The sequence below is a fragment of the Paraburkholderia sp. SIMBA_054 genome (genome assembly GCF_046534875.1).
Classification (GTDB): Bacteria; Pseudomonadota; Gammaproteobacteria; order Burkholderiales; family Burkholderiaceae; genus Paraburkholderia; species Paraburkholderia hospita.
The window spans coordinates 192,060-218,632 of record NZ_JAWRXV010000009.1 but is presented as its reverse complement, the minus strand read 5'-3'; the positions used below and the strand labels follow the sequence as shown (position 1 = coordinate 218,632).

Annotated in this window: 26 protein-coding genes; 23 read left to right on the top strand and 3 right to left on the bottom strand. The window is 62.7% G+C overall.

Features of this window, described 5'->3' with window-relative positions; genetic code table 11:
• Positions 1–6: 6 nt before the first annotated feature.
• A complete protein-coding gene (gene gltA / locus SB822_RS13885) occupies positions 7–1,308 on the top strand; it encodes a citrate synthase (RefSeq protein ID WP_007579626.1) in 1,302 nt (433 codons plus the stop codon).
• Between the two features lie 293 nt (positions 1,309–1,601).
• On the opposite strand, the gene SB822_RS13880 is transcribed toward gltA, so the two are convergent.
• A complete protein-coding gene (locus SB822_RS13880; protein WP_410854935.1) occupies positions 1,602–2,189 on the bottom strand; it encodes a hypothetical protein in 588 nt (195 codons plus the stop codon).
• Positions 2,190–2,555: 366 nt separating this feature from the next.
• Between SB822_RS13880 and leuC the strand changes: the two genes are divergently transcribed.
• The 17 genes from leuC to SB822_RS13795 all read left to right on the top strand — a co-directional run bounded on the left by leuC (position 2,556) and on the right by SB822_RS13795 (position 21,439).
• A complete protein-coding gene (gene leuC / locus SB822_RS13875) occupies positions 2,556–3,965 on the top strand; it encodes a 3-isopropylmalate dehydratase large subunit (protein WP_007579624.1) in 1,410 nt (469 codons plus the stop codon).
• A 7-nt stretch (positions 3,966–3,972) separates the two neighbouring features.
• Positions 3,973–4,125 carry an entericidin A/B family lipoprotein gene (locus tag SB822_RS13870; RefSeq protein WP_007579623.1) on the top strand — a complete coding sequence of 51 codons (153 nt, stop codon included), beginning with the start codon at positions 3,973–3,975 and terminating at the stop codon, positions 4,123–4,125.
• A gap of 76 nt (positions 4,126–4,201) precedes the next feature.
• Positions 4,202–4,855: a 3-isopropylmalate dehydratase small subunit gene (gene leuD / locus SB822_RS13865; protein ID WP_007734827.1), complete on the top strand. Its 654-nt coding sequence runs from the start codon at positions 4,202–4,204 to the stop codon at positions 4,853–4,855.
• A gap of 56 nt (positions 4,856–4,911) precedes the next feature.
• A complete protein-coding gene (gene leuB / locus SB822_RS13860; protein WP_007579621.1) occupies positions 4,912–5,979 on the top strand; it encodes a 3-isopropylmalate dehydrogenase in 1,068 nt (355 codons plus the stop codon).
• A gap of 300 nt (positions 5,980–6,279) precedes the next feature.
• Positions 6,280–7,401, top strand: coding sequence for an aspartate-semialdehyde dehydrogenase (gene asd / locus SB822_RS13855; RefSeq protein ID WP_079500469.1), 1,122 nt, complete (start codon positions 6,280–6,282; stop codon positions 7,399–7,401).
• A gap of 146 nt (positions 7,402–7,547) precedes the next feature.
• Positions 7,548–9,860: a FimV/HubP family polar landmark protein gene (locus tag SB822_RS13850; protein ID WP_410854934.1), complete on the top strand. Its 2,313-nt coding sequence runs from the start codon at positions 7,548–7,550 to the stop codon at positions 9,858–9,860.
• Positions 9,860–10,663: a tRNA pseudouridine(38-40) synthase TruA gene (truA, locus tag SB822_RS13845; RefSeq protein WP_410854962.1), complete on the top strand. Its 804-nt coding sequence runs from the start codon at positions 9,860–9,862 to the stop codon at positions 10,661–10,663. The genes SB822_RS13850 and truA overlap by 1 nt, the downstream gene beginning before the upstream one ends.
• The gene (locus SB822_RS13840) at positions 10,660–11,367 is read left to right on the top strand and encodes a phosphoribosylanthranilate isomerase (RefSeq protein ID WP_410854933.1); all 708 of its coding nucleotides are present in this window, start codon (positions 10,660–10,662) and stop codon (positions 11,365–11,367) included. The genes truA and SB822_RS13840 overlap by 4 nt, the downstream gene beginning before the upstream one ends.
• A gap of 60 nt (positions 11,368–11,427) precedes the next feature.
• Positions 11,428–12,621 (top strand): tryptophan synthase subunit beta, encoded by a 1,194-nt coding sequence (trpB, locus tag SB822_RS13835; protein WP_007734833.1) that lies wholly within the window; start codon positions 11,428–11,430, stop codon positions 12,619–12,621.
• A gap of 11 nt (positions 12,622–12,632) precedes the next feature.
• The gene (locus tag SB822_RS13830; RefSeq protein ID WP_410854932.1) at positions 12,633–13,547 is read left to right on the top strand and encodes a DNA-methyltransferase; all 915 of its coding nucleotides are present in this window, start codon (positions 12,633–12,635) and stop codon (positions 13,545–13,547) included.
• 37 nt (positions 13,548–13,584) lie between these two features.
• Positions 13,585–14,400, top strand: a complete 816-nt coding sequence (gene trpA, locus SB822_RS13825; RefSeq protein WP_410854931.1) for a tryptophan synthase subunit alpha — start codon at positions 13,585–13,587, stop codon at positions 14,398–14,400.
• 82 nt (positions 14,401–14,482) lie between these two features.
• Positions 14,483–15,355, top strand: a complete 873-nt coding sequence (gene accD, locus SB822_RS13820; protein ID WP_007579613.1) for an acetyl-CoA carboxylase, carboxyltransferase subunit beta — start codon at positions 14,483–14,485, stop codon at positions 15,353–15,355.
• Between the two features lie 121 nt (positions 15,356–15,476).
• Positions 15,477–16,787 (top strand): bifunctional tetrahydrofolate synthase/dihydrofolate synthase, encoded by a 1,311-nt coding sequence (gene folC, locus SB822_RS13815; protein WP_410854930.1) that lies wholly within the window; start codon positions 15,477–15,479, stop codon positions 16,785–16,787.
• Between the two features lie 27 nt (positions 16,788–16,814).
• A complete protein-coding gene (locus SB822_RS13810) occupies positions 16,815–17,741 on the top strand; it encodes an SPOR domain-containing protein (protein WP_410854929.1) in 927 nt (308 codons plus the stop codon).
• Positions 17,742–17,748: 7 nt separating this feature from the next.
• On the top strand, positions 17,749–18,243 hold the full coding sequence (locus SB822_RS13805) for a CvpA family protein (RefSeq protein WP_007579610.1): 495 nt from the start codon (positions 17,749–17,751) through the stop codon (positions 18,241–18,243).
• Positions 18,244–18,378: 135 nt separating this feature from the next.
• Positions 18,379–19,929, top strand: a complete 1,551-nt coding sequence (purF, locus tag SB822_RS13800) for an amidophosphoribosyltransferase (RefSeq protein WP_007579608.1) — start codon at positions 18,379–18,381, stop codon at positions 19,927–19,929.
• A gap of 319 nt (positions 19,930–20,248) precedes the next feature.
• Positions 20,249–21,439, top strand: coding sequence for an O-succinylhomoserine sulfhydrylase (locus tag SB822_RS13795; RefSeq protein WP_410854928.1), 1,191 nt, complete (start codon positions 20,249–20,251; stop codon positions 21,437–21,439).
• Positions 21,440–21,525: 86 nt separating this feature from the next.
• Here SB822_RS13795 and SB822_RS13790 read toward each other — a convergent pair whose 3' ends face one another.
• Together SB822_RS13790 and SB822_RS13785 are read right to left on the bottom strand one after the other, a co-directional pair.
• Complete coding sequence (locus SB822_RS13790; RefSeq protein WP_410854927.1) at positions 21,526–22,296, bottom strand: helix-turn-helix domain-containing protein; 771 nt, start codon at positions 22,294–22,296, stop codon at positions 21,526–21,528.
• Between the two features lie 43 nt (positions 22,297–22,339).
• A complete protein-coding gene (locus tag SB822_RS13785; protein WP_007579605.1) occupies positions 22,340–22,681 on the bottom strand; it encodes an FKBP-type peptidyl-prolyl cis-trans isomerase in 342 nt (113 codons plus the stop codon).
• Positions 22,682–22,805: 124 nt separating this feature from the next.
• On the opposite strand from SB822_RS13785, the gene SB822_RS13780 reads away from it, so the two are divergent.
• The 5 genes from SB822_RS13780 (at position 22,806) to SB822_RS13760 (ending at position 26,548) form a co-directional block, all read left to right on the top strand.
• Positions 22,806–23,606, top strand: a complete 801-nt coding sequence (locus SB822_RS13780; protein ID WP_410854926.1) for a sensor histidine kinase — start codon at positions 22,806–22,808, stop codon at positions 23,604–23,606.
• Positions 23,607–23,730: 124 nt separating this feature from the next.
• Positions 23,731–25,074, top strand: coding sequence for a hemolysin family protein (locus SB822_RS13775; protein WP_007579603.1), 1,344 nt, complete (start codon positions 23,731–23,733; stop codon positions 25,072–25,074).
• 197 nt (positions 25,075–25,271) lie between these two features.
• Complete coding sequence (locus SB822_RS13770; RefSeq protein WP_114222003.1) at positions 25,272–25,754, top strand: Hcp family type VI secretion system effector; 483 nt, start codon at positions 25,272–25,274, stop codon at positions 25,752–25,754.
• Between the two features lie 12 nt (positions 25,755–25,766).
• Entirely contained in the window at positions 25,767–26,249 is a 483-nt protein-coding gene (locus SB822_RS13765; protein ID WP_410854925.1) for a DUF2778 domain-containing protein, read from the top strand.
• Positions 26,246–26,548 carry a hypothetical protein gene (locus SB822_RS13760; RefSeq protein WP_410854924.1) on the top strand — a complete coding sequence of 101 codons (303 nt, stop codon included), beginning with the start codon at positions 26,246–26,248 and terminating at the stop codon, positions 26,546–26,548. Before SB822_RS13765 ends, SB822_RS13760 begins: the two co-directional genes overlap by 4 nt.
• Positions 26,549–26,573 lie beyond the last annotated feature (25 nt).

The window sequence follows — 26,573 nt, the reverse complement described above, 5'->3', positions numbered from 1 at the left end:
TGTGCTATGACCCCGTCAGATGTTAAAGCCACGCTATCGTTCAGCGACAACTCGCCGAGCGTTGAAATGCCGATTTACAAGGGCACGATGGGCCCGGATGTGATCGACATCCGTAAGCTGTATGGTCAGACCGGCAAGTTCACGTACGATCCGGGCTTTATGTCGACGGCTTCGTGCAACTCGGCTATCACCTACATCGACGGTGACAAGGGCGAGTTGCTGTACCGCGGCTTCCCGATCGACAATCTCGCGCAAAACGCGGACTTCCTCGAAACGTGCTACGCGCTGCTGAAGGGCGAATTGCCGAATCAGGCGCAGAAGGACGAGTTCGTGAAGACGGTCACGAACCACACGATGGTTCACGAGCAGATGCAGTTCTTCTTCCGTGGTTTCCGCCGTGACGCGCACCCGATGGCGATTCTCGTCGCCGCAGTCGGCGCGCTGTCGGCGTTCTACCACGACTCGCTCGACATCAATAACCCGCGTCACCGCGAAGTCTCGGCGATCCGCATGATCGCCAAGCTGCCGACGCTCGTCGCGATGGCGTACAAGTACTCGATCGGCCAGCCGTTCGTGTATCCGCAGAACAATCTGTCGTACAGCGCGAACTTCATGCGCATGATGTTCTCGAACCCGTGCGAAGAGTACCAGGTCAACGAAGTGCTGGTCCGCGCACTCGACCGTATCCTGATCCTGCACGCCGACCACGAGCAGAACGCGTCGACGTCGACGGTTCGTCTGGCGGGTTCGTCGGGTGCGAATCCGTTTGCGTGTATCGCAGCTGGTATCGCGTGTCTGTGGGGCCCGGCGCACGGCGGCGCGAACGAAGCGGCGCTGAACATGCTGGAAGAAATCGGCTCGGTCGACAACATTCCTGAGTTCATCAAGCAGGTGAAGGACAAGAACTCGGGCGTGAAGCTGATGGGCTTCGGTCACCGCGTCTACAAGAACTACGATCCGCGCGCCAAGCTGATGCGCGAAACGTGCTACGAAGTGCTGAACGAACTGGGCCTGCACGACGACCCGCTGTTCAAGCTCGCCATGGCGCTGGAAAAGATCGCGCTGGAAGACGAATACTTCGTGTCGCGCAAGCTGTACCCGAACGTCGACTTCTACTCGGGCATCGTGCAGCGCGCGCTGGGCATTCCGACGTCGATGTTCACGTGTATCTTCGCAATGGCACGTACGGTCGGCTGGATCGCACAGTGGAACGAAATGATCGGCGATCCCGAACAGAAGATTGGCCGTCCGCGTCAGTTGTTCATCGGCGAAACGCCGCGCGAAGCCAAGCCGATCGCTCAGCGCTAAGCCACGGGCGCGTCAGCGCTCTACGCTTGCGTTAAACACATCGAGTGAAACACCCCAACGGTTCGCCGGTGGGGTGTTTTGCTTTATATGCCGTTTGGCCAGGTCGGGGCGCGCTTGACCGGCGGTGGGCAAAAGGCAATAATGATGGCTCAAAACTACGTACCAGCGGGTGCGAAAAACGTAGCGCCGCCCGGCAAGCCGGGTCCCACCAGGAGTGGGAGTTTTGTCGAACGACAGATAGAGAATCCCGCATGCAACGGCCACCTTAGGTGGCCGTTTGTTTTTCTGCGGACCTACCCGCGAATCCTTTTGCCAAGGTACGTCGCACGCAGTAGTGTCGCGAAGCCGACTTTACCGGCCTTTTCCTGGCGCCTCGTCAGCCCGTTGTCCAGCACGTAGGCCGACTGGATGCGCAGCACGATGCGTCGCTTGCGGCTCCGGTCTCGCTCGGCTTCGAAGAAAACGGCATAGAGCGATGTCGTGCCGTCTTCGTTCAGCTGTTCGAGCGTAACGAAGTTGGGTTGTTTCTCGTTGGCAATCGTAATGCGCCGGAACGGCAATTGAACGACGATTTCTCTTAGATGCCTGCGTGAAAGTTCGTAGCGCTGCGGGTCGAGTACACGGCGCTCTTTGCCATCGTCGTAGATTTCATCCGCAGGTATCAGATGAGTTGCGCGCGCGTCCCATCGGAAGCTACGGGAAAAGCAGTGGCAGGAGAAAAGTACGAGTACGGTCATGTCTCCGCCTAATCCCAGATCGATCTTGAATGTGAAGGCATCGAGATGATTGAGATTCCACTTGGTTCCACGATAGCTCACCCCTGAGAATCGATGTCCAGGTTCAGGCGGTGAATCGACGATCAAATATTCGAGTTGCGACATCGTTAGCATGGTTAGGGTGACTAACCATGCTATGGCGAACGCTGGAGTGGCCGCTATACGCCGTTCGGCCGACTGCCGCGTGTTTTGTCGCTACCGCGTCGCAGGACGTGCCTTACACACGTTCCCCCGTTCCAGCGGCAGTTGCCGAGCTTTCTGCGCAGCGAACGGCCGCCCGGCTTTCCATCCGATCATTTCGAAACGAGCGCGGGCGCCCACCTCGGGTAGTGCCGATACAGGTATCGGTACTACCACCCAACTCCATGTTTTTTATCGGTTTTCTCGATACGTGATGGTCCCGGAATGTCAACTGCGTGGCATAATTGACCGGACACGAACTGCCCGATGTCATTACTATCCCCGCATACCATGGCACAGACTCTCTACGACAAATTGTGGAACACACATGTGGTCCACACGGAAGAAGACGGCACGACGATTCTCTATATCGACCGTCAACTGCTGCATGAAGTGACCAGCCCGCAGGCATTCGAAGGGCTGAAGCTCTCGGAGCGCCCGGTGTGGCGCATCAGCGCGAATCTGGCGGTGTCGGATCACAACGTGCCGACCACGGATCGCAGCCACGGCATCGCTGACCCCGTGTCGAAGCTGCAAGTCGATACGCTCGACTCGAACTGCGACGCGTTCGGCATCACGCAGTTCAAGATGAATGACCTGCGTCAGGGCATCGTTCACATCATCGGGCCGGAACAGGGCGCGACGCTGCCGGGCATGACGATCGTCTGCGGCGACTCGCATACGTCCACGCACGGCGCGTTCGGCGCGCTGGCGCACGGCATCGGCACGTCGGAAGTCGAGCACGTGCTGGCCACGCAAACGCTTCTGCAGAAGAAGAGCAAGAACATGCTGGTCAAGGTCGAAGGCCAGTTGCCGCGCGGCTGCACCGCGAAAGACATCGTGCTCGCGATCATCGGCAAGATCGGCACGGCGGGCGGCACGGGCTACGCAATCGAATTCGGCGGCTCGACCATTCGCGCGCTGTCGATGGAAGGCCGCATGACCGTCTGCAACATGGCGATCGAAGCGGGCGCGCGCGCCGGCATGGTCGCCGTCGACGACACGACGGTCGAATACCTGAAGGGCCGTCCGTTCTCGCCGCAAGGCGTTGAATGGGATCAGGCCGTCGAATACTGGAAGCAGTTCACATCCGATCCTGGCGCGCATTTCGATCGCGTGGTCGAACTGAACGCCGCCGAGATCGTGCCGCAGGTCACGTGGGGCACGTCGCCGGAAATGGTCACGTCCATCGACGCACGCGTGCCGGACCCGGAGAAGGAAAAGGATCCGGTCAAGCGCGACGCAATGGAACGCGCGTTGCAGTACATGGCGCTCGAACCGAATCTCCCCATCGAATCGATCAAGCCGGACAAGATTTTCATCGGCTCGTGCACGAATGCGCGCATCGAGGATTTGCGCGCGGCAGCGTGGGTCGTGAAGAAACTCGGCCGCCGCGTCGCGCCGAACATCCGTCTCGCGATGGTCGTGCCGGGCTCGGGCCTCGTGAAGGCGCAAGCCGAGCGCGAAGGTCTCGACAAAGTCTTCACGGACGCGGGTTTCGAATGGCGCGAGCCGGGCTGCTCGATGTGTCTCGCGATGAACGCCGACCGCCTGGAGCCGGGCGAGCGCTGCGCATCCACGTCGAACCGCAATTTCGAAGGCCGCCAGGGCGCGGGCGGACGCACGCACCTCGTGAGCCCCGCCATGGCAGCGGCTGCCGCCATCGAAGGGCATTTCGTCGACATTCGCAAGCTGGGATGAACGCCACATGAACATCGATCGCATCGCACTTTTGCGCCGATTCGCACTCGCGACGCTAGCCGGGCTGCTGCTCGGCCTCGCTGGTTGCAACACGGTGCATGGCTTTGGCGAAGACCTGCAGCATCTGGGCGGGTCGATCAGCGACAAGGCGGCAAAGTAAGCGGTTTTTGATTCGCCGGAGGGCGTGGGTGATGCGCATGTGCACCGCCGTCCGGCTTCGAACAGGCTAAAGCGTCATGGAAAAATTCATCGTACATACCGGCGTCGTGGCGCCGCTCGATCGCGAAAACGTCGACACCGACGCGATCATTCCGAAGCAGTTCCTGAAGTCGATCAAGCGCACGGGCTTCGGTCCGAACGCGTTCGACGAATGGCGGTATCTCGATCACGGCGAGCCGGGACAGGACAATTCGAAGCGTCCGCTGAATCCGGATTTCGTGCTGAACCAGCCGCGCTATCAGGGCGCGTCGGTGCTGCTCGCACGCCAGAACTTCGGCTGCGGCAGCTCGCGCGAGCACGCGCCGTGGGCGCTGCAACAGTACGGCTTCCGCGCGATCATCGCGCCGAGCTTCGCGGACATCTTCTACAACAACTGCTTCAAGAATGGTCTGCTGCCCATCGTGCTGACGAGTCAACAGGTCGACCATCTGTTCGACGAAACATTTGCGTTCAACGGCTTCCAGCTGACCGTCGATCTGGAAAAGCAGGTCGTGCGCACGGCTGACGGCAGCGCCGAATATCCGTTCGAAGTCGCTGCGTTCCGCAAATACTGCCTGCTGAACGGCTTCGACGACATTGGCCTCACGCTGCGTCACGCGGACAAGATTCGCCAGTACGAGGCAGAGCGCATCGCGAAGCAGCCGTGGCTCAATAATCGCCTCGTGCGCTGAAGATTTCGCGAAAGCGCGCCTGATCCAGCCCAGACAGAAACCAACGAGGAATACGCATGAAGATCGCAGTGTTGCCGGGCGACGGCATTGGCAAGGAAATCGTCAAGGAAGCCGTCAAGGTTCTGAACGTGCTCGGCGAGAAGTTCGAGCTGGAAGAGGCGCCCGTTGGCGGCGCGGGCTACGAGGCGGCGGGTCATCCGCTGCCGGAAGCCACGCTCAAGCTCGCGAAGGAAGCGGACGCGATCCTGTTCGGCGCGGTTGGCGACTGGAAGTACGATTCGCTCGAGCGTTCGCTGCGTCCAGAACAGGCAATCCTGGGCCTGCGCAAGCATTTGCAACTGTTCGCGAACTTCCGTCCGGCGATCTGCTATCCGCAATTGACGGGCGCGTCGTCGCTGAAGCCGGAGATCGTATCGGGCCTCGACATCCTGATCGTGCGCGAACTGAACGGCGACATCTATTTCGGCTCGCCGCGCGGTGTGCGTGCAGCGCCGGACGGTCCGTTCGAAGGCGCGAAAGAAGGCTTCGACACGATGCGTTATTCGGAACCCGAAGTGCGCCGTATCGCGCACGTCGCGTTCCAGGCGGCCCAGAAGCGCGACAAGAAGCTGACGTCGGTCGACAAGGCGAACGTGCTCGAAACGTCGCAATTGTGGAAGGACGTGATGATCGATGTCTCGAAGGAGTACGCGGAAGTCGAGCTGTCGCACATGTATGTCGACAACGCGGCAATGCAGCTCGTGAAGGCGCCGAAATCGTTCGACGTGATCGTTACGGGCAACATGTTCGGCGACATTCTGTCGGACGAAGCGGCAATGTTGACGGGTTCGATCGGCATGCTGCCGTCGGCTTCGCTCGACAAGAACAACAAGGGTCTGTACGAGCCCTCGCACGGTTCGGCGCCGGATATCGCGGGCAAGGGCATTGCGAATCCGCTCGCCACGATTCTGTCGGCCGCGATGATGCTGCGTTATTCGCTGAACCGGGCCGAGCAGGCCGACCGCATCGAAAGCGCCGTGAAAAAGGTGCTGGAGCAAGGCTATCGCACGGGCGATATTCTCACGCCGGGCTGCAAGCAGGTCGGCACGGAAGCGATGGGCGACGCCGTGGTGGCCGCGCTGTAATTCTTCAGCAAACACGCGTGAATCTGCCAATTTTGCGCGGATTCACGCAAATCGCGGCGCCCGTGCCGCAAAAAACGGGTTTTCGTGTAGACTCATGTGATGGCGACGATTCCTCAAATCTCCTCGATTTCGACACTGCGCGGCAAAACGGCCCGCGTGGTTGCGCTCGCCATTACCATCAAAACGATTACCCCGAAAACGATCACGAAGCGCTGATCGTCCGTCGTGCCCGCCCATCTTCCCCGCGCGGTCACTGCGGGCAAAGATGCGGGGAAGTGTCCACTCGAAGGGTATGAAGTCATGAACGTAGGTCTCGTAGGTTGGCGCGGCATGGTCGGCAGCGTCCTGATGCAACGCATGCAACAGGAAGGCGATTTCGATCTGATCGAACCGGTGTTTTTCAGCACCAGCAATGCGGGCGGCAATGCGCCGTCGTTTGCCAAAAACGAGACCAAGCTCAAAGATGCGACAAGCATCGACGACCTGAAGAAGTGTGACGCCATCATCTCCTGCCAGGGCGGCGACTACACGAACGAAGTGTTCCCGAAGCTGCGCGCAGCGGGCTGGAACGGTTACTGGATCGACGCGGCTTCGTCGCTTCGCATGAAAGATGACGCCGTCATCATTCTCGATCCCGTCAACCTCGACGTGATCAAGAACGCGCTGGTCAAGGGCCAGAAGAATTTCATCGGCGGCAACTGCACGGTCAGCCTGATGCTGATGGCGCTGGGTGGCCTGTTCCGCGAAAACCTCGTTGACTGGATGACGGCCATGACGTATCAGGCTGCTTCCGGTGCGGGCGCGCAAAACATGCGTGAACTGCTGAGCCAGATGGGCACGCTGCACGGCGCAGTGAAGGATGAGCTGGCCAATCCGTCGTCGGCCATTCTCGATATCGACCGCCGCGTACTGGCCGCTATGAACAGCGACAGCATGCCGACCGATCACTTCGGCGTGCCGCTCGCGGGCTCGCTGATTCCGTGGATCGACAAGGATCTCGGCAACGGCATGTCGAAGGAAGAGTGGAAGGGCGGCGCGGAAACCAACAAGATTCTCGGCAAGCCGGCGATGGGCGAGCCGGGCTCGATTCCGGTCGACGGTCTGTGCGTGCGTATCGGCGCGATGCGCTGCCACTCGCAGGCGCTGACCATCAAGTTGAACAAGGACGTGCCGCTTGACGAAGTGAACGGCATTCTCGCTTCGGCGAACGACTGGGTGAAGGTCGTGCCGAACGAGCGCGAAGCGTCGATGCGCGATCTGTCGCCCGCCGTGGTGACAGGCACGCTGACGGTGCCGGTCGGCCGTCTGCGCAAGCTCGCGATGGGTGGCGAATATCTGTCGGCATTCACGGTCGGCGACCAGTTGCTGTGGGGCGCTGCTGAGCCGCTGCGTCGGATGCTTCGCATTCTGCTCGACAAGTAAAGTAAACTACGCGCGTTAACTCATCGACGCGTAGAAAACTCCCAAAAAGCGTCGCGATTTTCGCGGCGCTTTTTTATTGTGTATTTCCGAATCTTGTCGCCAACACTTCTAAGCATGCGCCGCACGACCGCGCACGAAAGGTCCCGATGACGGCCCGATTCCCTCTTATTCCCGCCGCCACACGCAGCGGCTCGCATCGGATCGCGGCAGCGGTCGCGATCGTTTTTGCCGGTGCACTTTCGATACCGGTCGCGGCATACGCGCAAACCACGGCCACTGCGGCGGCGAGCGCACCGGTTGGTGCTGCTTCCGGCGTCACGCAGTTCACCGTTCAGCCGGGGCAATCGCTAAACGACGCTGCGGTCGCGATGACGCAGTCGCACGATCGCGCCGTGCTGGCGCGCGCGGGGAAAGCGATCTTCGACGCGAATCCGAACGCGTTCATGGGGCACGATCCAAGCCGGTTGCGGCTGGGCGCTGTCCTGAATCTGCCTGCCGTCGATGCGACGGGGGTGGCCATCGGCGCGGCGTCGGCTGCGACGGCCGCTTCTGCTGCGTCCGGCGCGGCGGCGCAGGCTGCGACTACCAACAACGCTGCCGTGACGACTTCGGCATCCGCGCCCGCTGCAACGGCTGCTGGCGCGAGTGCTGCGGCAACCGGCGCGTCGTCGCCGGCCGAAGCGGCCGCCACGATTCCAACGCAGAGCGCCAGCGCGCCGGCCACGGCCGAGGCGACGTCCGCGCCCGCAACCGGCGCGCTGCCCACGAGCGGCGCGGCTGCATCTTCGGCTTCGGGTGCGAGCGGCACGCGTTCATACACGGGTTCCATCCAGGGCAGCGAGTCCGCTGCTACGCCGCCCAGTACGCCCGCAACCAGCAACGCGCAGCCCGCGTCGCAGCCGCGTCCGTCGAGCTTGCAGCAACTCCTTGCGCTGAAGAACCGCGTGCTGATGGAATTGCAGAAGCACGGTATCGGCAAGCAGCCGGGCGCAAACGAAAACGCGTCGACGGCACCGGGCGCGACGCAGTCGTCGAGCGCGACGCCGGGCGCTGGCGCACCCGCTCATGCTGCGCCGGCGGCAACGCAGCCCGCGAACCAGCCGATGGGCATTTCGCAGGAATATCTGGGCGTGGCGGCTATTGTCGGCGCGGGGCTTGTGGCGCTGCTGGCCGGTTTGACGATGCGCCGGCGTCGCAAAGCCGCGCGCGCGCAGGAAGTGGCGAACGACGACGTTGCACGCGAAGCTGAAACGCCCGTTGCGCCGACGGCTGTCGAGCCGGTTGCAGTCGCGCGTAGCGATGAGTCGCCTGCGTCGCTGCACGAACCGTCTGAAACCGGGTCGCGCGAGGCCGGTCCGGCTGCGGTTGTTGCGGCTGCTGCGATTTCGCCCGCATTCGATCACGGCGCAGCACCGAAGCCCGAGCCCGAAACGTTCGACAGCGCATCCGCGGAGGCCGCGCTCGACGCCGCCACAACGCTCGGCGCCGATGCGTTGCCGCGCGAATCGCTCGATCCGGCACGCGAAGAAGCGCGTGCTGCCGAAGCAGCCGAACGGCAACAGGCCGCGCGCGAACAGGAACTGACGACGAGCAAACTCGCCGCCGATACGCCATCCGCCGAACTGCCGCTCGACGAGCAGCCGATCCACGAACCGGTCGAGCCGCATTTTGCCGAGCCGATCGAGGCACCGCACGACGAATCCGGCGCGAAACCCAAGCCTTTCGCACTCGACCTTGGCGCGACGCCGGGAGCCGGGCAGCACGAACCCACGTTCGAGCAACCTACCGCGTCCATTGCGCCGCCCATCCAGTTGAGTCATGTGGAACCGGCCGGGCAGCACGAGCAACTGATCGAGCCGCTGCCCGAGCTCAATGAACTGCACCCAGCCGACGCCGAGGACGCAGCGGAACAACGCGCGTCGGCGTCGCTTCCGCTCGGCGCGCCGCCGCCGCTGGAGCCGGCTGTGCCGGACGCATTCCCGCGCGACGCGATGCGCGCGCTCGACAGCATCGACGACTTCGCTTTGCCGCCGCGCGTCGAGCGCTCGGCAACCGACGCACCCGCTGTGACGCAGCCCGTCGTCGCGCCCGAAATCACGGCGCAACAGGCGGTGCCGGCGCAGGTGCCGCAGGCGCCTGCTGTCGCCGACGAGATCATCGCCGGCACGGCCGGTGCGGCCGCCGTCGCCGGTCTGGGCGCAGCGCGCTTCGGCGCGTTGAAACTCGATTTCGACCTCGAACTGCCGCCGTCGCCGTCGCCGTCGCAGGTCGTGCCCGCGTTCACGCCGGACGAAGTCGCGCGCATCGCCCGCAACAAGCTCGACCTGGCTGTGGAGTACATCGATCTCGGCGACGTCGTTGGCGCGCGCACGCTGATCAACGAAGTCATCGAATCGAACGATGTCGACACGCGCGCCGACGCACGCGCGTTGCTGTCTACGCTCGCGCCGCTTTCGTGATGACGCGGATCGCGCTTGGCATCCAGTACGACGGCGCGGCGTTTTGCGGCTGGCAGTCGCAGCCGCACGGCAAGACCGTGCAGGACACACTCGAACTGGCGCTGCGCGAATTCGCGCAGACGCCGCTGCAAACCGTAGTGGCCGGCCGCACGGATACGGGTGTTCACGGTCTCGGGCAGGTCGCGCATTTCGAGACGGAACTCGACCGCAGCGACTTTTCGTGGGTGCGCGGCACGAACGCGTTCTTGCCGTCGACGGTCGCCGTGCAGTGGGCCAAGCCGATGCCCGACACGTTTCACGCGCGCTTTTCGGCCTTCGAGCGCACGTATTATTACGTGCTGTACGTGCATCCCGTGCGCTCGCCGATGCTCACGGGTCGCGCCGGCTGGATTCACACGCCGCTCGACGTCGACGCGATGCGCGATGCCGCCGCCTGCCTGATCGGCGAGAACGATTTCTCGGCGTTCCGCTCGTCGGAATGCCAGGCGAAGACGCCCGTCAAGCATCTGTATCAGATCGATATCCGGCCACAGGGCGATTTCATCCACTTCCGCTTCCGGGCCAACGCGTTCCTGCATCATATGGTCCGCAACCTGATGGGCTGCCTCGTTGCCGTGGGCCGCGGGCGCTATCCGGCAGCGTGGCTAGCGGAGGTACTGCAAGGCCGCGACCGGAAACGCGCGGCGCCCACCTTCATGCCCGACGGACTGTATCTCGCTCAAGTGGGCTATCCTGAGGCGTTCGCCGTGCCTGCACCACAGGCGGGCAGCGTTCCGTGGAGCACCGTTTGGACCGACTCATGACTTCCGCCGACACTCAAGCCGCAAGCCTTTCGCCCGCCCCCGACACCGTGCCGCACCGCACACGCATCAAGCTGTGCGGCCTCGCCAATGCCGCCGATGTCGCCCATGCCGTCGCCCTTGGCGCCGATGCGATCGGCCTCGTGTTCTACCCGCCCAGCCCGCGCGCGTTGAGCATCGCGCAGGCGGTCGAGATGACGCGGGTCGTGCCGCCGTTCGTGTCGATCGTTGGGCTGTTCGTGAATCCGACGCCGGAGTGGTTCGGCGAGGTCACCTGCAACGTGCCGCTGACGATGCTCCAGTTCCACGGCGACGAAACGCCTGAGCAGTGCGAAAAGCTGGCGGGCGTTGCGGGTTTGCCTTGGTTGCGCGCGTTGCGGATTGCGGCAGATACTCAACCGGCCGATTTGGTAGAATCGGCGCTTAACTATTCAGCTGCCAGTGGTCTTCTGTTCGACACACATGTCGAAGGCTATGGCGGCGGCGGGAAGGTCTTCGATTGGTCACTTATTCCACAAGAGCTCGCGCGTCGGGCCGTTTTGAGTGGTGGGTTGAACACGCAAAACGTCAGTGATGCGATTCATCGCGTGCGCCCGTACGCGGTCGATGTCTCGAGCGGCATCGAGGTGCCGGGTGCAAAGGGCGTGAAGGATCACGCCCGGATGGCGGCGTTCGTGCGCGCAGTGCGCGAAGCGGACGCCCGGTGATTCCCAGGCCGCGCCTCGCAGCGAGCGGGTGTCGCGGCATACTGAGAAGAGTGACGGAATATGTACAACTTACCCGATGAACGTGGCCATTTCGGCCAATATGGCGGCGTGTTCGTTGCCGAGACGCTGATGCACGCGCTCGACGAACTGCGCCAGGCCTACGAGAAATACTCCCAGGACGCTGACTTCATCGCCGAATACGAGCGCGAATTGAAGTACTTCGTCGGTCGTCCTTCCCCGGTTTATCACGCCCAACGCTGGAGCGAACTGCTCGGCGGCGCGCAGGTTTATCTGAAGCGCGAAGACTTGAATCACACGGGCGCGCACAAGGTGAACAACGTGATCGGTCAGGCGTTGCTCGCCAAACGTATGGGCAAGCCGCGCGTGATCGCGGAAACGGGCGCGGGTCAGCACGGCGTTGCCACCGCGACCATCGCGGCGCGCTTCGGCATGGAGTGCATCGTCTACATGGGCGCGGAAGACGTGCGCCGCCAGGCCGCGAATGTCTACCGGATGAAACTGCTGGGCGCGACCGTCGTGCCTGTCGAATCCGGCTCGCGTACGCTGAAAGACGCGTTGAACGAAGCGATGCGCGACTGGGTCACGAACGTCGAAAACACGTTCTACATCATCGGCACGGTGGCGGGGCCGCATCCGTATCCGATGATGGTGCGCGACTTCCAGCGCGTGATCGGCGACGAATGCAAGGTGCAGATGCCCGAACTGACGGGGCGTCAGCCGGATGCCGTGATCGCGTGCGTTGGCGGTGGATCGAATGCGATGGGTATCTTTTATCCGTACATTGACGACAAATCGGTGAAACTGATCGGCGTGGAAGCCGCCGGCGACGGCATCGACACGGGTCGTCACGCGGCGTCGCTGATCGGCGGCAGCCCCGGCGTGCTGCACGGTAACCGCACGTATCTGCTGCAAGACGAGAACGGCCAGATCATCGAGACGCATTCGGTGTCGGCGGGCCTCGACTATCCGGGCGTCGGTCCCGAGCACGCATGGCTCAAGGACAGCGGCCGCGCCGAATACGTCGGCATCACCGACGAAGAGGCGCTCAAGGCGTTCCACGACTGCTGCCGGATCGAGGGCATCATCCCCGCGCTGGAGTCGAGCCACGCGCTCGCGTACGCGGCGAAGCTCGCGCCGACTTTGCCGAAGGACAAAATCCTTCTGGTGAACCTGTCGGGCCGGGGCGACAAGGACATGCACACGGTCGCCGAGCGATCGGGCATCCAGTTCTGAGCGCCCAGGCGATGCGCGACGAGTTCGAGGAGCCGCAGCAGCCCGCGCTGGACGGCGACGCCGAAGCCGACGTTGCCGAGGCGTTGCGCGCGGGCGCTGTGCCGCTGTTGCCGGTGCCTGCGGGCATCGAGCTCCTGAACCGCGATTTTCTGACCGATGCAGCGAACCTGCCGGACGGCTCGATCGATCTGATCGTCGCCGATCCGCCGTACGGCCTCGGCAAGGACTATGGCAATGATTCAGACATGCGCTCGGGCGAGGATTTTCTCGCGTGGACGCGTGCCTGGCTCGAACTCGCCATTTCGAAGCTGAAGCCGTCGGGTTCGCTGTATATCTTCTGCACATGGCAGTACGCGCCGGAAATCTTCGTGTTTCTGAAGAGCCGCCTGACGATGGTCAACGAGATCATCTGGGACCGGCGCGTGCCGAGCATGGGCGGCACGACGCGCCGCTTTACGTCCGTGCATGACAACATCGGTTATTTCGCGGTGTCGAAAGACTATTATTTCGACCTCGATCCCGTCCGTATCCCATACGATGCCGCCACGAAGAAGGCGCGTTCGCGTAAATTGTTCGAAGGAAGCAAGTGGCTGGAGATGGGCTACAACCCGAAGGACGTCTGGTCGGTCTCGCGTCTGCACCGGCAACATGCCGAACGCGTCGACCATCCGACCCAGAAGCCGCTCGAAATCGTCGAGCGGATGGTGTTGGCCAGTTGTCCGCCGGGTGGCCGCGTGCTCGATCCCTTCATGGGGAGCGGCACGACGGCAGTCGCTTGCGCCCGCCAGAATCGCGAATTCGTCGGCTATGAGATCAATGAAAGTTACTGCGCGATAGCGCGAGAACGTGTCAGTTTGGCGGCAAATCCGCCGGAACCCGTTTCGCGCCGGAAAGCAGCCGTTGCCAACACTACGACGACGGCTTGACGCCAAACCGCGCAGTCATCGACTTCGAGAAAATTCCATGTCCCGTATTCAATCCACGTTCGCGGCACTGGCCGCGCAGGGCAAGAAAGGTCTGATTCCGTTCATCACCGCCGGCGATCCTGATCCGGCGCGTACCGTCGAGTTTATGCACGCGCTCGCGAGGGGCGGCGCCGACGTCATCGAACTCGGCGTACCGTTCTCCGACCCGATGGCCGACGGTCCCGTGATCCAGCAGTCGTCGGAACGCGCGCTGGCAAAGGGCGTGTCGCTGAAACACGTGCTCGCCGACGTCAAGCGCTTCCGCGAAACCAACGACAAGACACCCGTCGTGCTGATGGGCTACGCGAATCCCATCGAGCGCATGGGCGCAGACGCGTTCGCCGCTGCCGCGAAGGAAGCGGGCGTCGACGGCGTGCTGGTTGTCGACTATCCGCCTGAAGAATCCGGTATCTTCGCCGAAAAGATGAAGGCGGCCGGGATCGATCCGATTTTCCTGCTCGCGCCCACGTCGACGGACGAGCGCATCGCGGAGGTTGGTAAAATCGCTAGCGGTTACGTCTACTATGTATCGCTCAAGGGTGTCACGGGCTCTGCAAATCTGGACGTTTTGAGCATCGCGGGTAAAATCCCGGCCATCAAGTCGCGCGTACCGCTGCCGGTAGGCGTCGGTTTCGGCATTCGGGACGCGCAATCCGCGCGCGCCGTGGCCGAAGTCTCCGATGCCGTCGTGATCGGCAGCCGTATCGTGCAGTTGCTCGAAGAAGCAGCACCCGAGTCCGCTGCGAGCAAGCTGACGAGTTTCATTGCTGAAATTCGCCAGGCGCTCGACAGCATCGGCGCGACTGCCCGATAAACATCATTTTTGTCGCGGTTAACATGGCGGCGCGGTTCCTGCTGCGCCGTCTTTGGTATCGCGAATCCTGGAAGGAATCATCATGAGCTGGCTCGACAAACTGTTGCCGCCGAAAATCAAGCAAACCGACCCGAAGAGCCGCAAGGGCATTCCGGAAGGGCTGTGGATCAAATGTCCGGCGTGCGAAGCGGTGCTGTACCGCAACGACGTCGAGGCGAATCTGCACGTCTGCCCGAAGTGCGACCACCATATGCGGATCGGCGCGCGCGAACGGCTCGACGGCTTACTCGATCCGGAAGGCCGCTATGAAATCGGCCAGGAAATCCTGCCGGTTGACGCGCTCAAGTTCAAGGACAGCCGCAAGTACCCCGACCGCCTGAAAGAGGCGATGGACGAAACTGACGAAACCGATGCGATGGTCGTGATGGGCGGCGCGATCCATACGCTGCCCGTCGTGGTCGCGTGCTTCGAATTTGCGTTCATGGGTGGTTCGATGGGTTCCGTGGTCGGCGAGCGCTTTGCGCGCGGCGCGCAGAACGCGATCGAGCAGCACGTGCCGTTCATCTGCTTCACCGCCTCGGGCGGCGCGCGGATGCAGGAAAGCCTGCTGTCGCTGATGCAGATGGCCAAGACCACCGCGATGCTGACCAAGCTCGCCGAAGCCAAGCTGCCGTTCATTTCCGTGCTGACCGATCCGACGATGGGCGGCGTGTCGGCGAGCTTCGCGTTCCTCGGCGACGTCGTGATCGCCGAGCCGAAGGCGCTGATCGGCTTTGCCGGGCCGCGCGTGATCGAGCAGACCGTGCGTGAAAAGCTGCCGGAAGGCTTCCAGCGCGCCGAATTCCTGATGCAAAAGGGCGCGATCGACATGATCATCGACCGTCGCAAGCTGCGCGAAGAAATCGCGCAACTGATGGCGCTGCTGACGCGCCAGCCGGCTGACGCGGTCGCCTGACGCCGTCCCTGGCCGTGACGCAACGCGCGGCTGACAGGAACAACCAACGCGCCGCGAGAAGTCTCCAAGCGGCGCGTTGTCATTTCTAGGATAATTCCGGTCCGCACTGCCAGTTTTTCAGATGACCACTTTCCCCACACTCGACGCGTGGCTCACGCACCTGGAATCCGCTCATCCTGTCGGAATCGACATGGGCCTCGCGCGCATCAGCAAGGTGCGTGACGCGTTGGACCTCAAGTTCGCGTGCCCGGTGATCACCGTCGGCGGCACGAACGGCAAGGGTTCAACCTGCGCAATTCTCGAATCGATCCTGCTGCGCGCGGGTTACACCGTCGGCTGCCACACGTCGCCGCATCTGCTCGCGTTCAACGAGCGCGCGCGCATCAACGGCCAGGTAGCGACGGATGCCGAACTGCTGCCGCACTTCGAGGCCGTCGAGAAGGCGCGCCAGTCGCTGCCCGAGCCCGTCTCGCTGACGTATTTCGAGTTCACGACGCTGGCGATCATGCATCTGTTCGCCGAGCGCGGGCTGGACGCGGTGATTTTCGAAGTGGGGCTCGGCGGGCGGCTCGATGCCGTCAACATCCTCGATACCGATTGCGCGATCATCACGAGCATCGACATCGATCACACCGACTTCCTCGGCGATACGCGCGAGAAAATCGCGTTCGAAAAGGCGGGCATTTTCCGCGCGGGCAGGCCGGCGATCTGCGCGGACCCCGTTGCGCCGCAAACGCTGATCGATCATGCGGAGAAAATCGGCGCGGAGTTGTGGCTGTTCGGCCGTGATTTCCGCTACGAAGCGCAACCGGGCAACGAGCGCCAGCAGTGGAGCTACATCGGTCCGACGATGCGTCGGTCCGCACTGGCCTATCCGGCGCTGCGCGGCGCGAATCAGCTGCTCAATACGACTGCGGCGCTCGCAGGGCTCGAAGCGGTGCGCGACCGTTTGCCCGTGTCGGCGCAGGACATTCGTCTGGGTCTCGCCAATGTCGAGCTGCCGGGACGTTTCCAGGTGCTGCCGGGCAAGCCGTCGGTCGTGCTGGACGTCGGCCACAACCCGCATGCCGCCGCCGTGTTGGGTCAAAATCTCGGCAATATGGGCTTTTTTCCGTACACGTACGCCGTTTTTGGCTCGATGCGCGACAAGGACATCGCCGGCGTGCTCGAACATCTGAAAGGCGAGATCGATCACTGGAACGTGACCGATCTGCCGACGCCGCGTGCCGCCAGCGCGGAAGAGCTGGAAACGGCGCTGCGCGATGCGGGCGTCAGCGACGGCCCGGATTGCAGCGTGACGCGTTTTGCGACACCAGCAGAAGCTTTCCAGGATGCGCTAAAACGAGCCTCGGACAATGATAGAATCGTGGTCTTCGGCAGCTTCTTCACGGTTGCAGGCGTCATGGCCTACCGTAAATCGCAGCAACACTGAACGCGCGGGCCTCGAACCAAGCCATTCATGGGTATTTTCTCGTTCGGCAAGAAAGACGACGCACCGACACGGCGCGGCGCAAATTCCAGTTCCAGTCGCGGTAGTCGTGCCGAGCGCACTGAACGCGCGGAACGCGTCGAACGGCGCAGCCGCCGCACGGACCGTTCCGGCGACGCCGACGCGATGCTGCTCGATCCCACGCTTCCCGAGAAGCAGCGCGCGCGACGCCGCCTCGTCGGCGCAATCGCGCTGGTGATCGCTGCCGTCGTCATTCTGCCGATGGTGCTGGATTCGCATCCGAAGCCCGTCACCGACGACATTTCCATCGACATTCCAAGCCGTCCTGCGCCGAAGCCGCGCGCGTCGGTTGACAGCGACACGCAAGCCGCCGTCGCGCCGGACAATCCCGCCGCGCCGGACGCCGCGCTGGCGGCCTCGGGTCTCGCGCCCGCTGCGTCGGGCGCGGCCGCTACGGGCGCCGTGGCGTCGCAGCGCGACGGCAGCAACAGCAAGAACGCGCCAATCGCGATGACGCCTGCGAAGCCGCAAGCGCCCGCTGTCGTCGGCAATAACGCGCCGGCTGCAAAGCCCGCAGCGAAACCGCAGGCTGACGCAAAGCCCGCGGCAAAACCGGAACAGAAACCCGCAGCCACGGAAACGGCGCAAGCAGCCGCGTCGGGCACCGAAACGGGTACGCCCGCGGCGCCTCCGGGCAGCCGCTTCGCAGTTCAGCTCGGCGCGTTTCAGGACGATGCCAGCGCACACGCGTGGGCGACCAAGTTGAAAGCGGCGGGTGTGCCCGCATATACGGAGCGTCGCAAGCAGGCTGACGGCTCCAGTCGAACCCTGTTGCGCGCCGGTCCGTTTGCGGACCGTGCGGCGGCGTCGGCGGCAATCGCGAAGGTGCGCGAGGCCGGTCTGACGTCGGGCGCGAACAACGGCGCAGCGCAGTAATCCGGCGATGTTCACCGCGTTCGACTACGCTGTAATGGCGGTGATCGCCCTGTCAGCCATGCGCGGAACGTGGCGCGGCTTTTTGTCCGAGGTATTCGGGCTGATCGGCTGGATCGTCGCGTTCTTGGTGGCGGCGCGTTTCGTGGGCCTGTTGGTACCCTACGTGCCGGCGAACTGGCCGGGCGGCGCGTTGACGCAGTGGCTGATCGCGTTCGCTTTGATCGTCATTGGCGTGATGCTGGTGGCGAGCGTGGCGAACGCGTTGCTGAGCCGGCTGGTGCAGGTGTCCGGTCTGGGCGGCGTGGATCGCTCGCTTGGACTGGTGTTCGGCCTCGTACGCGGGGTCATATTGGTGCTGGTTCTGGTCGCCCTCGGTGGCTTGACCGAACTGCCCAAACAGGAATTCTGGCGCAACGCGCTGCTGCGGCCCTACGCCGAGCAGGGCGTGCGAGAGTTGAAGCCTCTGCTTCCCGAAACGCTCGCCGCCTACGTCCACGTGTAACGATCGCGTTGCACGCAAAGGGCGAAGGCGGATGACAAGGCGGGCCGATGGTGAAGCAAGCAGAACCACGGCGCGCGCGGCTGTCTCCCAGGCAGGCCGCACTGATCGAATTTCGTACCCTTTGAAGGACATGCCATGTGCGGCATCGTAGGCGTAGTTTCCCAGTCACCCGTCAACCAGCTCCTCTATGACAGCCTGCTGCTCCTGCAGCACCGCGGTCAGGACGCGGCCGGCATCGCCACCGCGAACGGCAACAATTTCCACATGCATAAGGCCAACGGCATGGTGCGCGACGTGTTCCGCACGCGCAACATGCGCAGCCTGCCCGGCAACAGCGGCATCGGCCAGGTGCGTTACCCGACGGCGGGGTCTGCGTCGAGCGAAGAGGAAGCCCAGCCGTTCTACGTGAACGCGCCGTTCGGCATCATCCTCGCGCACAACGGCAATCTGACCAACTGGCAGCAGTTGAAAGACGAGATGTTCCGCATCGATCGTCGCCACATCAACACGAATTCCGACACCGAAGTGATGCTCAACGTGCTCGCACACGAAGTGCACACGGCGAGCACGGGTCTGCAACTCGATCCGGCAGCGATGTTCAAGGCCGTGACGGGCGTGCACCGCCGCGTGCGTGGCTCGTACGCGATCGTGTCGCTGATTTCCGGCTACGGTCTGCTCGGCTTCCGCGACCCGTTCGGCATCCGCCCGCTGTGTATCGGCAAGCTGGAAACGGCGTCGGGCACGGAATGGATGCTAGCGTCGGAATCGGTGGCGCTGGAAGGTATCGGCTTCGAGTTCGTGCGCGACGTCGCGCCGGGCGAGGCGATCTTCATCGACTTCGAAGGCAACTTCCACGCGCAGCAATGCGCGCCGAACGCGAGCCTGAACCCGTGCATTTTCGAACTCGTGTATCTCGCGCGTCCGGATTCGGTGCTCGACGGCGTGCCCGTCTACAACGCGCGTCTGCGCATGGGCGACTATCTGGCCGAGAAGATCCTGCGCGTACTCCCCGATGACGTGAAGATCGACGTCGTCATGCCGATCCCCGATTCGTCGCGTCCGGCAGCGATGCAGGTCGCAGCGAAACTCGGCGTCGAATATCGCGAAGGCTTCTTCAAGAACCGTTACGTGGGCCGCACCTTCATCATGCCGGGCCAGGCGGTGCGCAAGAAGTCGGTGCGCCAGAAGCTGAACGCGATGGGCATCGAGTTCAAAGGCAAGACCGTGCTGATCGTCGACGATTCGATCGTGCGCGGCACGACGTCGCACGAAATCGTGCAGATGGCGCGCGATGCGGGCGCAAGCAAGGTGATCTTCGCGTCGGCGGCGCCGCCCGTGAAGTTTCCGAACGTCTACGGCATCGACATGCCCACGCGCAGCGAACTCGTCGCGCACGGCCGCTCGGACGAAGACGTGGCGCGCCTGATCGGCGCCGATTTCCTCGTCTACCAGGACGTCGACGCGCTGAAGAACGCGATCCGCGACATCAACCCGGCGCTGAAGGAATTCGAAGCGTCGTGCTTCGACGGCAACTACATCACGGGCGACGTGACGACGGAGTACCTCGACCGCATCGAAACCGCGCGTCTCGCACCGTCTGCGCAATCGGATCGCGACGCGGCGAGCGACGCGATGGAAGGCGGCGCTGCGCGTTCGCAATTGCACCTGCAACTGTCGGTCGAGTAACGCGTTGTAAGCGCGCGAACATCGGGTCAACCGCGGTTTCGCGCGCTGCAACAGCCTCTGAAACCCGGCGCGAAAACCCGGGCGCAGTGTTACCATCGGGTCTTGCGTCGATTTGATCTCAGCTTGCGGACGCGGGGAAACCCAAAACAGCTAAAGCGAACGGTGAGCAGCAGCACAGCCATCGCGCTTATAGCGTTCCCCGCACACGAAGCCCGCTTATGCCGACGCAAAGCGGGCTTTTTTGTTGCCCTCGCGTGTGCGAACCTTAATGGCGAGTGCGCGGCGAGTGCGTGACTTCGAAAAACGGAACAGAACGAACATGGACGACTCCCTCAACTTCGACACACTCGCAGTCCGCTCGGGCACGTTGCGCAGCGAATTCGGCGAACATTCGGAAGCGATCTTCCTGACGTCGAGCTTTGTCTTTGCGAGCGCCGCAGACGCTGCTGAGCGCTTCAAGAATTCCGAAGACTATTACACGTACTCGCGCTTCACGAATCCGACCGTGACGATGTTCCAGGACCGTCTCGCGGCGCTCGAAGGCGGCGAGGCGTGCATGGCGACGGCGTCGGGAATGAGCGCGATCATGTCGGTGGTGATGTCGGCGTTGCAGGCGGGCGATCATCTCGTCAGCTCGCAGAGCCTGTTCGGTTCGACGCTCGGCATGTTCTCGCAGATCTTCAGCAAGTTCGGCATCACGACGACCTTCGTCGATCCGACTGATCTCGACGCGTGGAAAAACGCCGTGCGTCCCGAGACGAAGATGTTCTTCCTCGAAACGCCGTCGAACCCGCTGACGGAGATCGCCGATATCGAAGCGATCAGCAAGATCGCGAAGTCCGCGAATGCGCTGTTCGTCGTCGACAACTGCTTTTGCAGCCCGGCGCTGCAACAGCCGCTGAAACTCGGCGCGGACGTCGTGATGCATTCGGCGACCAAGTTCCTTGATGGGCAAGGGCGCGTGCTCGGCGGCGCGCTGGTCGGCTCGAAGCAGTTCATCATGGAAAAGGTGTTCCCGTTCGTGCGCAGCGCGGGTCCGACGCTGTCCGCGTTCAACGCGTGGATTCTGCTGAAGGGCATGGAAACGCTGTCGCTGCGCGTCGAGCGCCAGTCGGCGAATGCGCTCGAAATCGCGCGCTGGCTCGATACGCATCCCGCTGTGGAGCGCGTGTTTTATCCGGGCCTCGAATCGCATCCGCAGTACGAGATCGCGAAGCGCCAGCAGAAAGCAGGCGGCGCGATCGTCTCGTTCGAACTGAAGGGCGACACGCCGGAAGCGATGCGCGCGAATGCGTGGCGTGTGATCGACAGCACGAAGATCTGTTCGATCACCGGCAACCTCGGCGACACGCGCACGACCATCACGCATCCCGCCACCACGACGCACGGCCGCATCACGCCGGAAGCGCGCGCGGCAGCGGGCATCACGGAAGGTCTGATCCGGCTTGCCGTTGGTCTGGAGAATGCAACCGATATCCGCGACGATCTGGCGCGCGGCCTTGCAGGCTGATGAAGTGAAGAAGTGAAGAAGTGAAGAAGTGAAGAAGTGAAACGAAACGGGCGCTGCGGAGCGCCCGTTTTGTCATACAGCAACGCTCAATGCAGCAAGGCGCGCCATTGACCCGGCGCCATCCCGAAGCGCCGCGTGAACGCATGCGTGTAGGCGCTCTGATCGCCGAAGCCGACTTCGAGCGCGACGTCGGTCAATGAGCGGCGCGGATCGGCGAGCAGCGTGACGGACGTATCCAGCCGCAGCCGCTGCAAATAGCGATGCGGCGTTTCGCCGAATGCGTCGATGAACAATTGATGAAAGCGCCGCATGCCGAAGCCGCAGTGCGCGGCGAGGTCAGCGATGCGCAGCGGTTCGGACAGACGCGCGCGCAGCCAGGCGTCGATGCGCGCGAAGTCGAGACCGGCGCCCGGCGCAGCATCCGCCATGCCCGTGTCTTCGATGATCGCCGCGCATAAGCGGGCGGCCGCGTCCCAGTTGAAGCGCCGCCATGCGGCATCGCCATCGATATGTCCCGTCGCGCGGCCCGCAATATGCGAAACCAGTTGCGTGAGCGACGAATCGACGGTGACGGCGCGCGCCCGGTCGAACAGACGTTGCGGCACGGCGACCGACGACGCGGGCAGATCGAGCACGAGCTGCCGGTTCTCGCCGATGCCCGCGTAGTCGTGCCGCGAGCCCGCGGGAATGAGCCACGCGGACGTCCGGTCGATTTCCTGCGCGACGCCGTCTACGGCCATCACCATCGACCCGTCCAGACCGAGCACGATCTGATGGAAGTCGTGCACGTCCGACGCTTCCACGGTGCCGTAACGGCGCAGGGAAACGTTGGGTGCATCGATGACGGCGTGGCTCACAGCATGGCTCACGGCAGAGCAACCGGAAAAACGGCGGAAACGCTCAGACGCCGAGCAATTCGACTTCGAACACGAGCGTCGCGTTCGGCGGAATCACGCCGCCCGCGCCGCGCACGCCATAGCCGAGTTGCGGCGGAATGGTCAGCTTGCGCACGCCGCCGACCTTCATGCCCTGTACGCCTTCGTCCCAGCCCTTGATGACCATGCCGCCGCCCAGCACGAACGCGAACGGGTCGTTGCGGTCCTTGCTCGAATCGAACTTCTGGCCGTCCGTCAGCCAGCCGGTATAGTGAACGCTGACGGTCTGACCGGCCTTCGCTTCTGCGCCCGAGCCTTCCGTCAGGTCTTCATATTGGAGACCCGAGGCCGTGGTGACAGTAGACATGCAATGCTCCTTGTAATCGTTCGAAACCGCTATTGTAGGCGTGTTGTCCTACCGTCGCGAAGATCGGCCAAACGGCCATGCCTATAATGTCCAGACTGCAACCAACGGTGAACCGCCAACGAGGATGTCGATCGTGACCACGTCTACTCCGTCTTCTTCCGGCAGCAACGAGGAGACGTCTGCCGTCGCCGAACGAACCGCGCGACGCTGCGCCGAAACGGCGCTTTTCATGCGCGATCATGTGCTGTCGCTGGTCTCGCACGACCTGCGCAGCCCGCTGAATGCTATTCATAGCTGGGCCTATGTGCTCGACCGCAAGATCGACACGAACGATGCCACCGCGCAACGCGCGCTCGAAGGCATTCGCAACGGCGTCGAGCAGCAGGTGAAGCTGCTCGAATCGATCGTCGATACAACGCGCGCCGAGACGAAAGCGCTTGCCTTGAAGCGCGCGCCGTTCGCGCTGCGCCCATTGCTCGATGAGACGATCGGTGATGTGCGCGACGCGCTCGCCGTGCGGCGTGGCGTCGCACTCGAACTCAACTCGCCGCTCGCCGCGCAGCAGATGGACGGCGACCGGGAGCGTCTCGCCGCCGCGTTGTGGCTGCTCGTCGCGTTTGCGGTGGAAGCGAGCGCGAGCGGCGCGACCGTCACGCTCGATGCCGACGTCGATACGTCGACGTTCCGTGCCACGGTCGCCTGGCAAGCAACCTCTGCTGCACTGACTGACGCTGCGCTGCCTCACGTGCTCGAAAACTTCGCGCGCGCGCAAGCGACGCAGCCGCGCGAAGCCAGCCGCATTTCGTGGGTGCTCGGACTGTGCAAGCGCATCGCGGAAGCACACGGCGGCGCGTTCGAACAGGGCGAATGGGCAGACGGCCAGCCGACGACACTGAAGCTGCGTGTGCCGCTCGCCGGCGCATGACTCACACGCACACGCGCATGGAATCGCACGCGACCTGGCCGGATGGCCAGTTCATGCGCGCTCAGCGCTTTCACGTGCCTTTCGCGCTCTATACTGACGGCTTTTGTTGCCGGAGTTCTTCGCTTTGATCCAGTTCGTCGCCCTCATTGGCGCGTTGTTGCTCGTTGCCCTCAACGGTTTCTTTGTTGCTGCGGAATTCGGTCTCGTCAAGCTGCGGCAGACGCGCGTGCAAACGCTCGCGGCGAAGCATGGCTTGCGCGGCAAGCTGCTTGGGAAGGTGCATGGGCGGCTGGATGCGTATCTGTCCGCATGTCAGTTGGGCATCACGCTCGCGTCGCTGGGGCTTGGCTGGATCGGCGAGCCGGCCTTCGCGGAACTGCTGAACCCCGTGTTCCATCTGCTCGGCATTCAGAACGAGCACCTGATCCACGGCATCTCACTGTTCTTCGCGTTCTCTTGCATTTCGTTCCTGCATATCGTGGTCGGCGAACTCGCGCCGAAGTCGCTGGCGATCCGCCAGTCCGAGCAGATCTCGCTGTGGACGGCAATGCCGCTCTACGGCTTCTACTGGGCGATGTACCCGGCCATCTGGGTGCTCAACTCGAGCGCGAACGCCGTGCTGCGCATAGCGGGTCTGACGGCCGATCACGGCGGCGATCTGCACTATTCGACAGAGGAACTGAAGCTGATTTTGCGAGGCCGCCGCGCGAGCGTCACGAACGAACTCGACGGCTCGAAGGACGCCTATTCGCAGGACGAATGGAACACGATCGCGCATTCGCTCGATTTCTCGCGCATGACCGTGTCCGACCTGATGCGGCCCGCGCATGAACTGGTGAGCCTGCGCCGCGATCTGCCGTGGCGCGAGAACATGCAGATCATCGCGCGCCATCGTTTCAGCCGTTATCCGTTGCTCGAGGACGCGACGGGCGAGCGCGTCGCGGGCACGATCCATCTGAAGGATCTGCTGCTGGCGCGCCACGCGGGCAGCACGCTCGAGGACCTGTCGCACTACGTGCGTCCCGTGCAGTACGTGAAGCCCGAGATGCCCGCGTTGGAACTGTTCCGGCGCTTTCGCAAGGGCGCGCCGCATCTCGCGCTGGTCGGCCGGAAGAACGCGAAGCCGATCGGCTTCCTGACGCTCGACAATCTGCTCGGCGCGCTGGTCGGTCAGATTCACGACGAGTTCCGTCAGGGCGACGCCGACTGGACGCGCATGGACGACGGCACGCTGATGGGCAAGGGTAGTTTGCCCGTGGTGTCGCTGGAGCGCGCGCTTGGTATCGATATCGACGAGGGCAGCGCAGAGTCCGTCGGCGGTCTGGTGATCAACGCACTCGGCGATCTGCCGGAAGAAGGGCAGCGTGTCGATTTCGACCGTTTCGATGTGGTCGTGAAGAGGATGAAAGGGCCGCGTATTGTGCTGGTGCGGGTGTATCCGAAGACCTTTGATGATGAGGGTGGTTAGGGCGTCGTCTCGCCGGTAAGGGCCAGCCGAACTTTTCTCAATCGGTGGAGCGCGTTTTTCCGGTAGCAGTGCAGCGTTCTCTGTCAGCGAAGTCGAGGCCGACCGGTTTTCAAGCGAGCGGCCTTGACCCTTTTTGACATCAGTTTGCCGATGTATGTGTTAGAACGGGAGACTCACTTCATAAGGAGGCCTACCCGATGGCAGTTCCATTGCATCTTTGGCTGAAAGACGAAGGCGGTGCGGACATTCTCGGCTCCAGCGAGGTTTTCGGACGGGAAGGAAGCATTGAAGTTCTGAGTCTGACGCACGGCGTACATTCGCCCACGGACAGCAACACTGGAAAGCTTATTGGCGCGCGATCCCATCGTCCGTTGACCATCGAAAAGGAAATAGACCGTTCGTCCGCGCTTCTTTACAGGGCAGTCGCGCGTGGAGCAACGTTACAGTCGGGCGAATTGAGGTTCTATCGTGCGACCGATGCCGGAAGGGAAGAAGCTTACTTCACGGTATCCATGAAGAATGTGAAAGTCGTTGGTGTGTCGCCGAAGGTGCTGAACATCAGGGAAGTCGAGAGTCAACATCGCAATCACTTCGAGATAGTGGAATTTCGTTATGAAGAGATTGCGTGGACGTATGCCGATGGCAACATGATCTTCAAAGACGCTTGGTCGTACATCTGAAGGTGCCTTGCCATGCCGATAAGGTGCACCTTTCTGTTGAATGACAAGGCGACTTCACAGTTGTATTACTCAGGGTTCGGTTCGGTCGAGGCGTACTCTGGAACGAAACAAGGTCGCGACAATCCGCGCGATACAGCCATACCGAATGTCGGGCCACTACCGGTTGGAACGTATTACCTCGTTGACCGGGAATCTGGAGGCATGTTCGGATGGGCTAAAGACTGGTTTTCCGCACATGGGTGGGGAACAACCGACCGTTCGAAGTGGTTTACGCTTTGGAACCCAAATGGCGGTGACACGACGATGATCGACGGTATTCAGCGGGGGAACTTCAGGCTTCACCCCGAGGGACCGATGCATCTAAGTGAAGGCTGCATCACCGTCGTCAACCCATTTGCGTTCGACAATCTGCAACGGTACATTCGCGCGCGCAAGCCTGATGTGCCAGTTCCCGGTGCTCCGATGCGTGCTTATGGAACCGTTGAGGTGAGATGAAAGCGGTTCACTTTCGTATCGCGTACGCCCTCGGATTCATCGCCGCATCGTGCATTGGTGGTTGGTATCTGGGCGCGTTTATTTCCCGGCTGCCATTCTGGATACCGTCATGGCTGTTTGAGGCGATTCACTCTGCCTTGAAGTTAAGCGGCCAGAACAAGATAGACAACGAAGACGATATCGAAACGCTAGGTTTGATTTGTTTGCTCGTAGCGTGTTGTGCCGTGGTAGCGCTTGTATTGCGCATTGCTTCAATTCTGATCGGGCGATATGTGCGAAGACGGCTTCGTTCCCCATGACGAAGCGCTATTCAGAGGCCTGCCA

Bases quoted from the DNA above. Each gene is read 5' to 3' on its own strand.
- gltA (WP_007579626.1), top strand. From the start codon at position 7: ATGACCCCGTCAGATGTTAAAGCCACGCTATCGTTCAGCGACAACTCG.
- SB822_RS13880 (WP_410854935.1), bottom strand. From the start codon at position 2,189: ATGTCGCAACTCGAATATTTGATCGTCGATTCACCGCCTGAACCTGGA.
- leuC (WP_007579624.1), top strand. From the start codon at position 2,556: ATGGCACAGACTCTCTACGACAAATTGTGGAACACACATGTGGTCCAC.
- SB822_RS13870 (WP_007579623.1), top strand. From the start codon at position 3,973: ATGAACATCGATCGCATCGCACTTTTGCGCCGATTCGCACTCGCGACG.
- leuD (WP_007734827.1), top strand. From the start codon at position 4,202: ATGGAAAAATTCATCGTACATACCGGCGTCGTGGCGCCGCTCGATCGC.
- leuB (WP_007579621.1), top strand. From the start codon at position 4,912: ATGAAGATCGCAGTGTTGCCGGGCGACGGCATTGGCAAGGAAATCGTC.
- asd (WP_079500469.1), top strand. From the start codon at position 6,280: ATGAACGTAGGTCTCGTAGGTTGGCGCGGCATGGTCGGCAGCGTCCTG.
- SB822_RS13850 (WP_410854934.1), top strand. From the start codon at position 7,548: ATGACGGCCCGATTCCCTCTTATTCCCGCCGCCACACGCAGCGGCTCG.
- truA (WP_410854962.1), top strand. From the start codon at position 9,860: ATGACGCGGATCGCGCTTGGCATCCAGTACGACGGCGCGGCGTTTTGC.
- SB822_RS13840 (WP_410854933.1), top strand. From the start codon at position 10,660: ATGACTTCCGCCGACACTCAAGCCGCAAGCCTTTCGCCCGCCCCCGAC.
- trpB (WP_007734833.1), top strand. From the start codon at position 11,428: ATGTACAACTTACCCGATGAACGTGGCCATTTCGGCCAATATGGCGGC.
- SB822_RS13830 (WP_410854932.1), top strand. From the start codon at position 12,633: ATGCGCGACGAGTTCGAGGAGCCGCAGCAGCCCGCGCTGGACGGCGAC.
- trpA (WP_410854931.1), top strand. From the start codon at position 13,585: ATGTCCCGTATTCAATCCACGTTCGCGGCACTGGCCGCGCAGGGCAAG.
- accD (WP_007579613.1), top strand. From the start codon at position 14,483: ATGAGCTGGCTCGACAAACTGTTGCCGCCGAAAATCAAGCAAACCGAC.
- folC (WP_410854930.1), top strand. From the start codon at position 15,477: ATGACCACTTTCCCCACACTCGACGCGTGGCTCACGCACCTGGAATCC.
- SB822_RS13810 (WP_410854929.1), top strand. From the start codon at position 16,815: ATGGGTATTTTCTCGTTCGGCAAGAAAGACGACGCACCGACACGGCGC.
- SB822_RS13805 (WP_007579610.1), top strand. From the start codon at position 17,749: ATGTTCACCGCGTTCGACTACGCTGTAATGGCGGTGATCGCCCTGTCA.
- purF (WP_007579608.1), top strand. From the start codon at position 18,379: ATGTGCGGCATCGTAGGCGTAGTTTCCCAGTCACCCGTCAACCAGCTC.
- SB822_RS13795 (WP_410854928.1), top strand. From the start codon at position 20,249: ATGGACGACTCCCTCAACTTCGACACACTCGCAGTCCGCTCGGGCACG.
- SB822_RS13785 (WP_007579605.1), bottom strand. From the start codon at position 22,681: ATGTCTACTGTCACCACGGCCTCGGGTCTCCAATATGAAGACCTGACG.
- SB822_RS13780 (WP_410854926.1), top strand. From the start codon at position 22,806: ATGTCGATCGTGACCACGTCTACTCCGTCTTCTTCCGGCAGCAACGAG.
- SB822_RS13770 (WP_114222003.1), top strand. From the start codon at position 25,272: ATGGCAGTTCCATTGCATCTTTGGCTGAAAGACGAAGGCGGTGCGGAC.
- SB822_RS13765 (WP_410854925.1), top strand. From the start codon at position 25,767: ATGCCGATAAGGTGCACCTTTCTGTTGAATGACAAGGCGACTTCACAG.
- SB822_RS13760 (WP_410854924.1), top strand. From the start codon at position 26,246: ATGAAAGCGGTTCACTTTCGTATCGCGTACGCCCTCGGATTCATCGCC.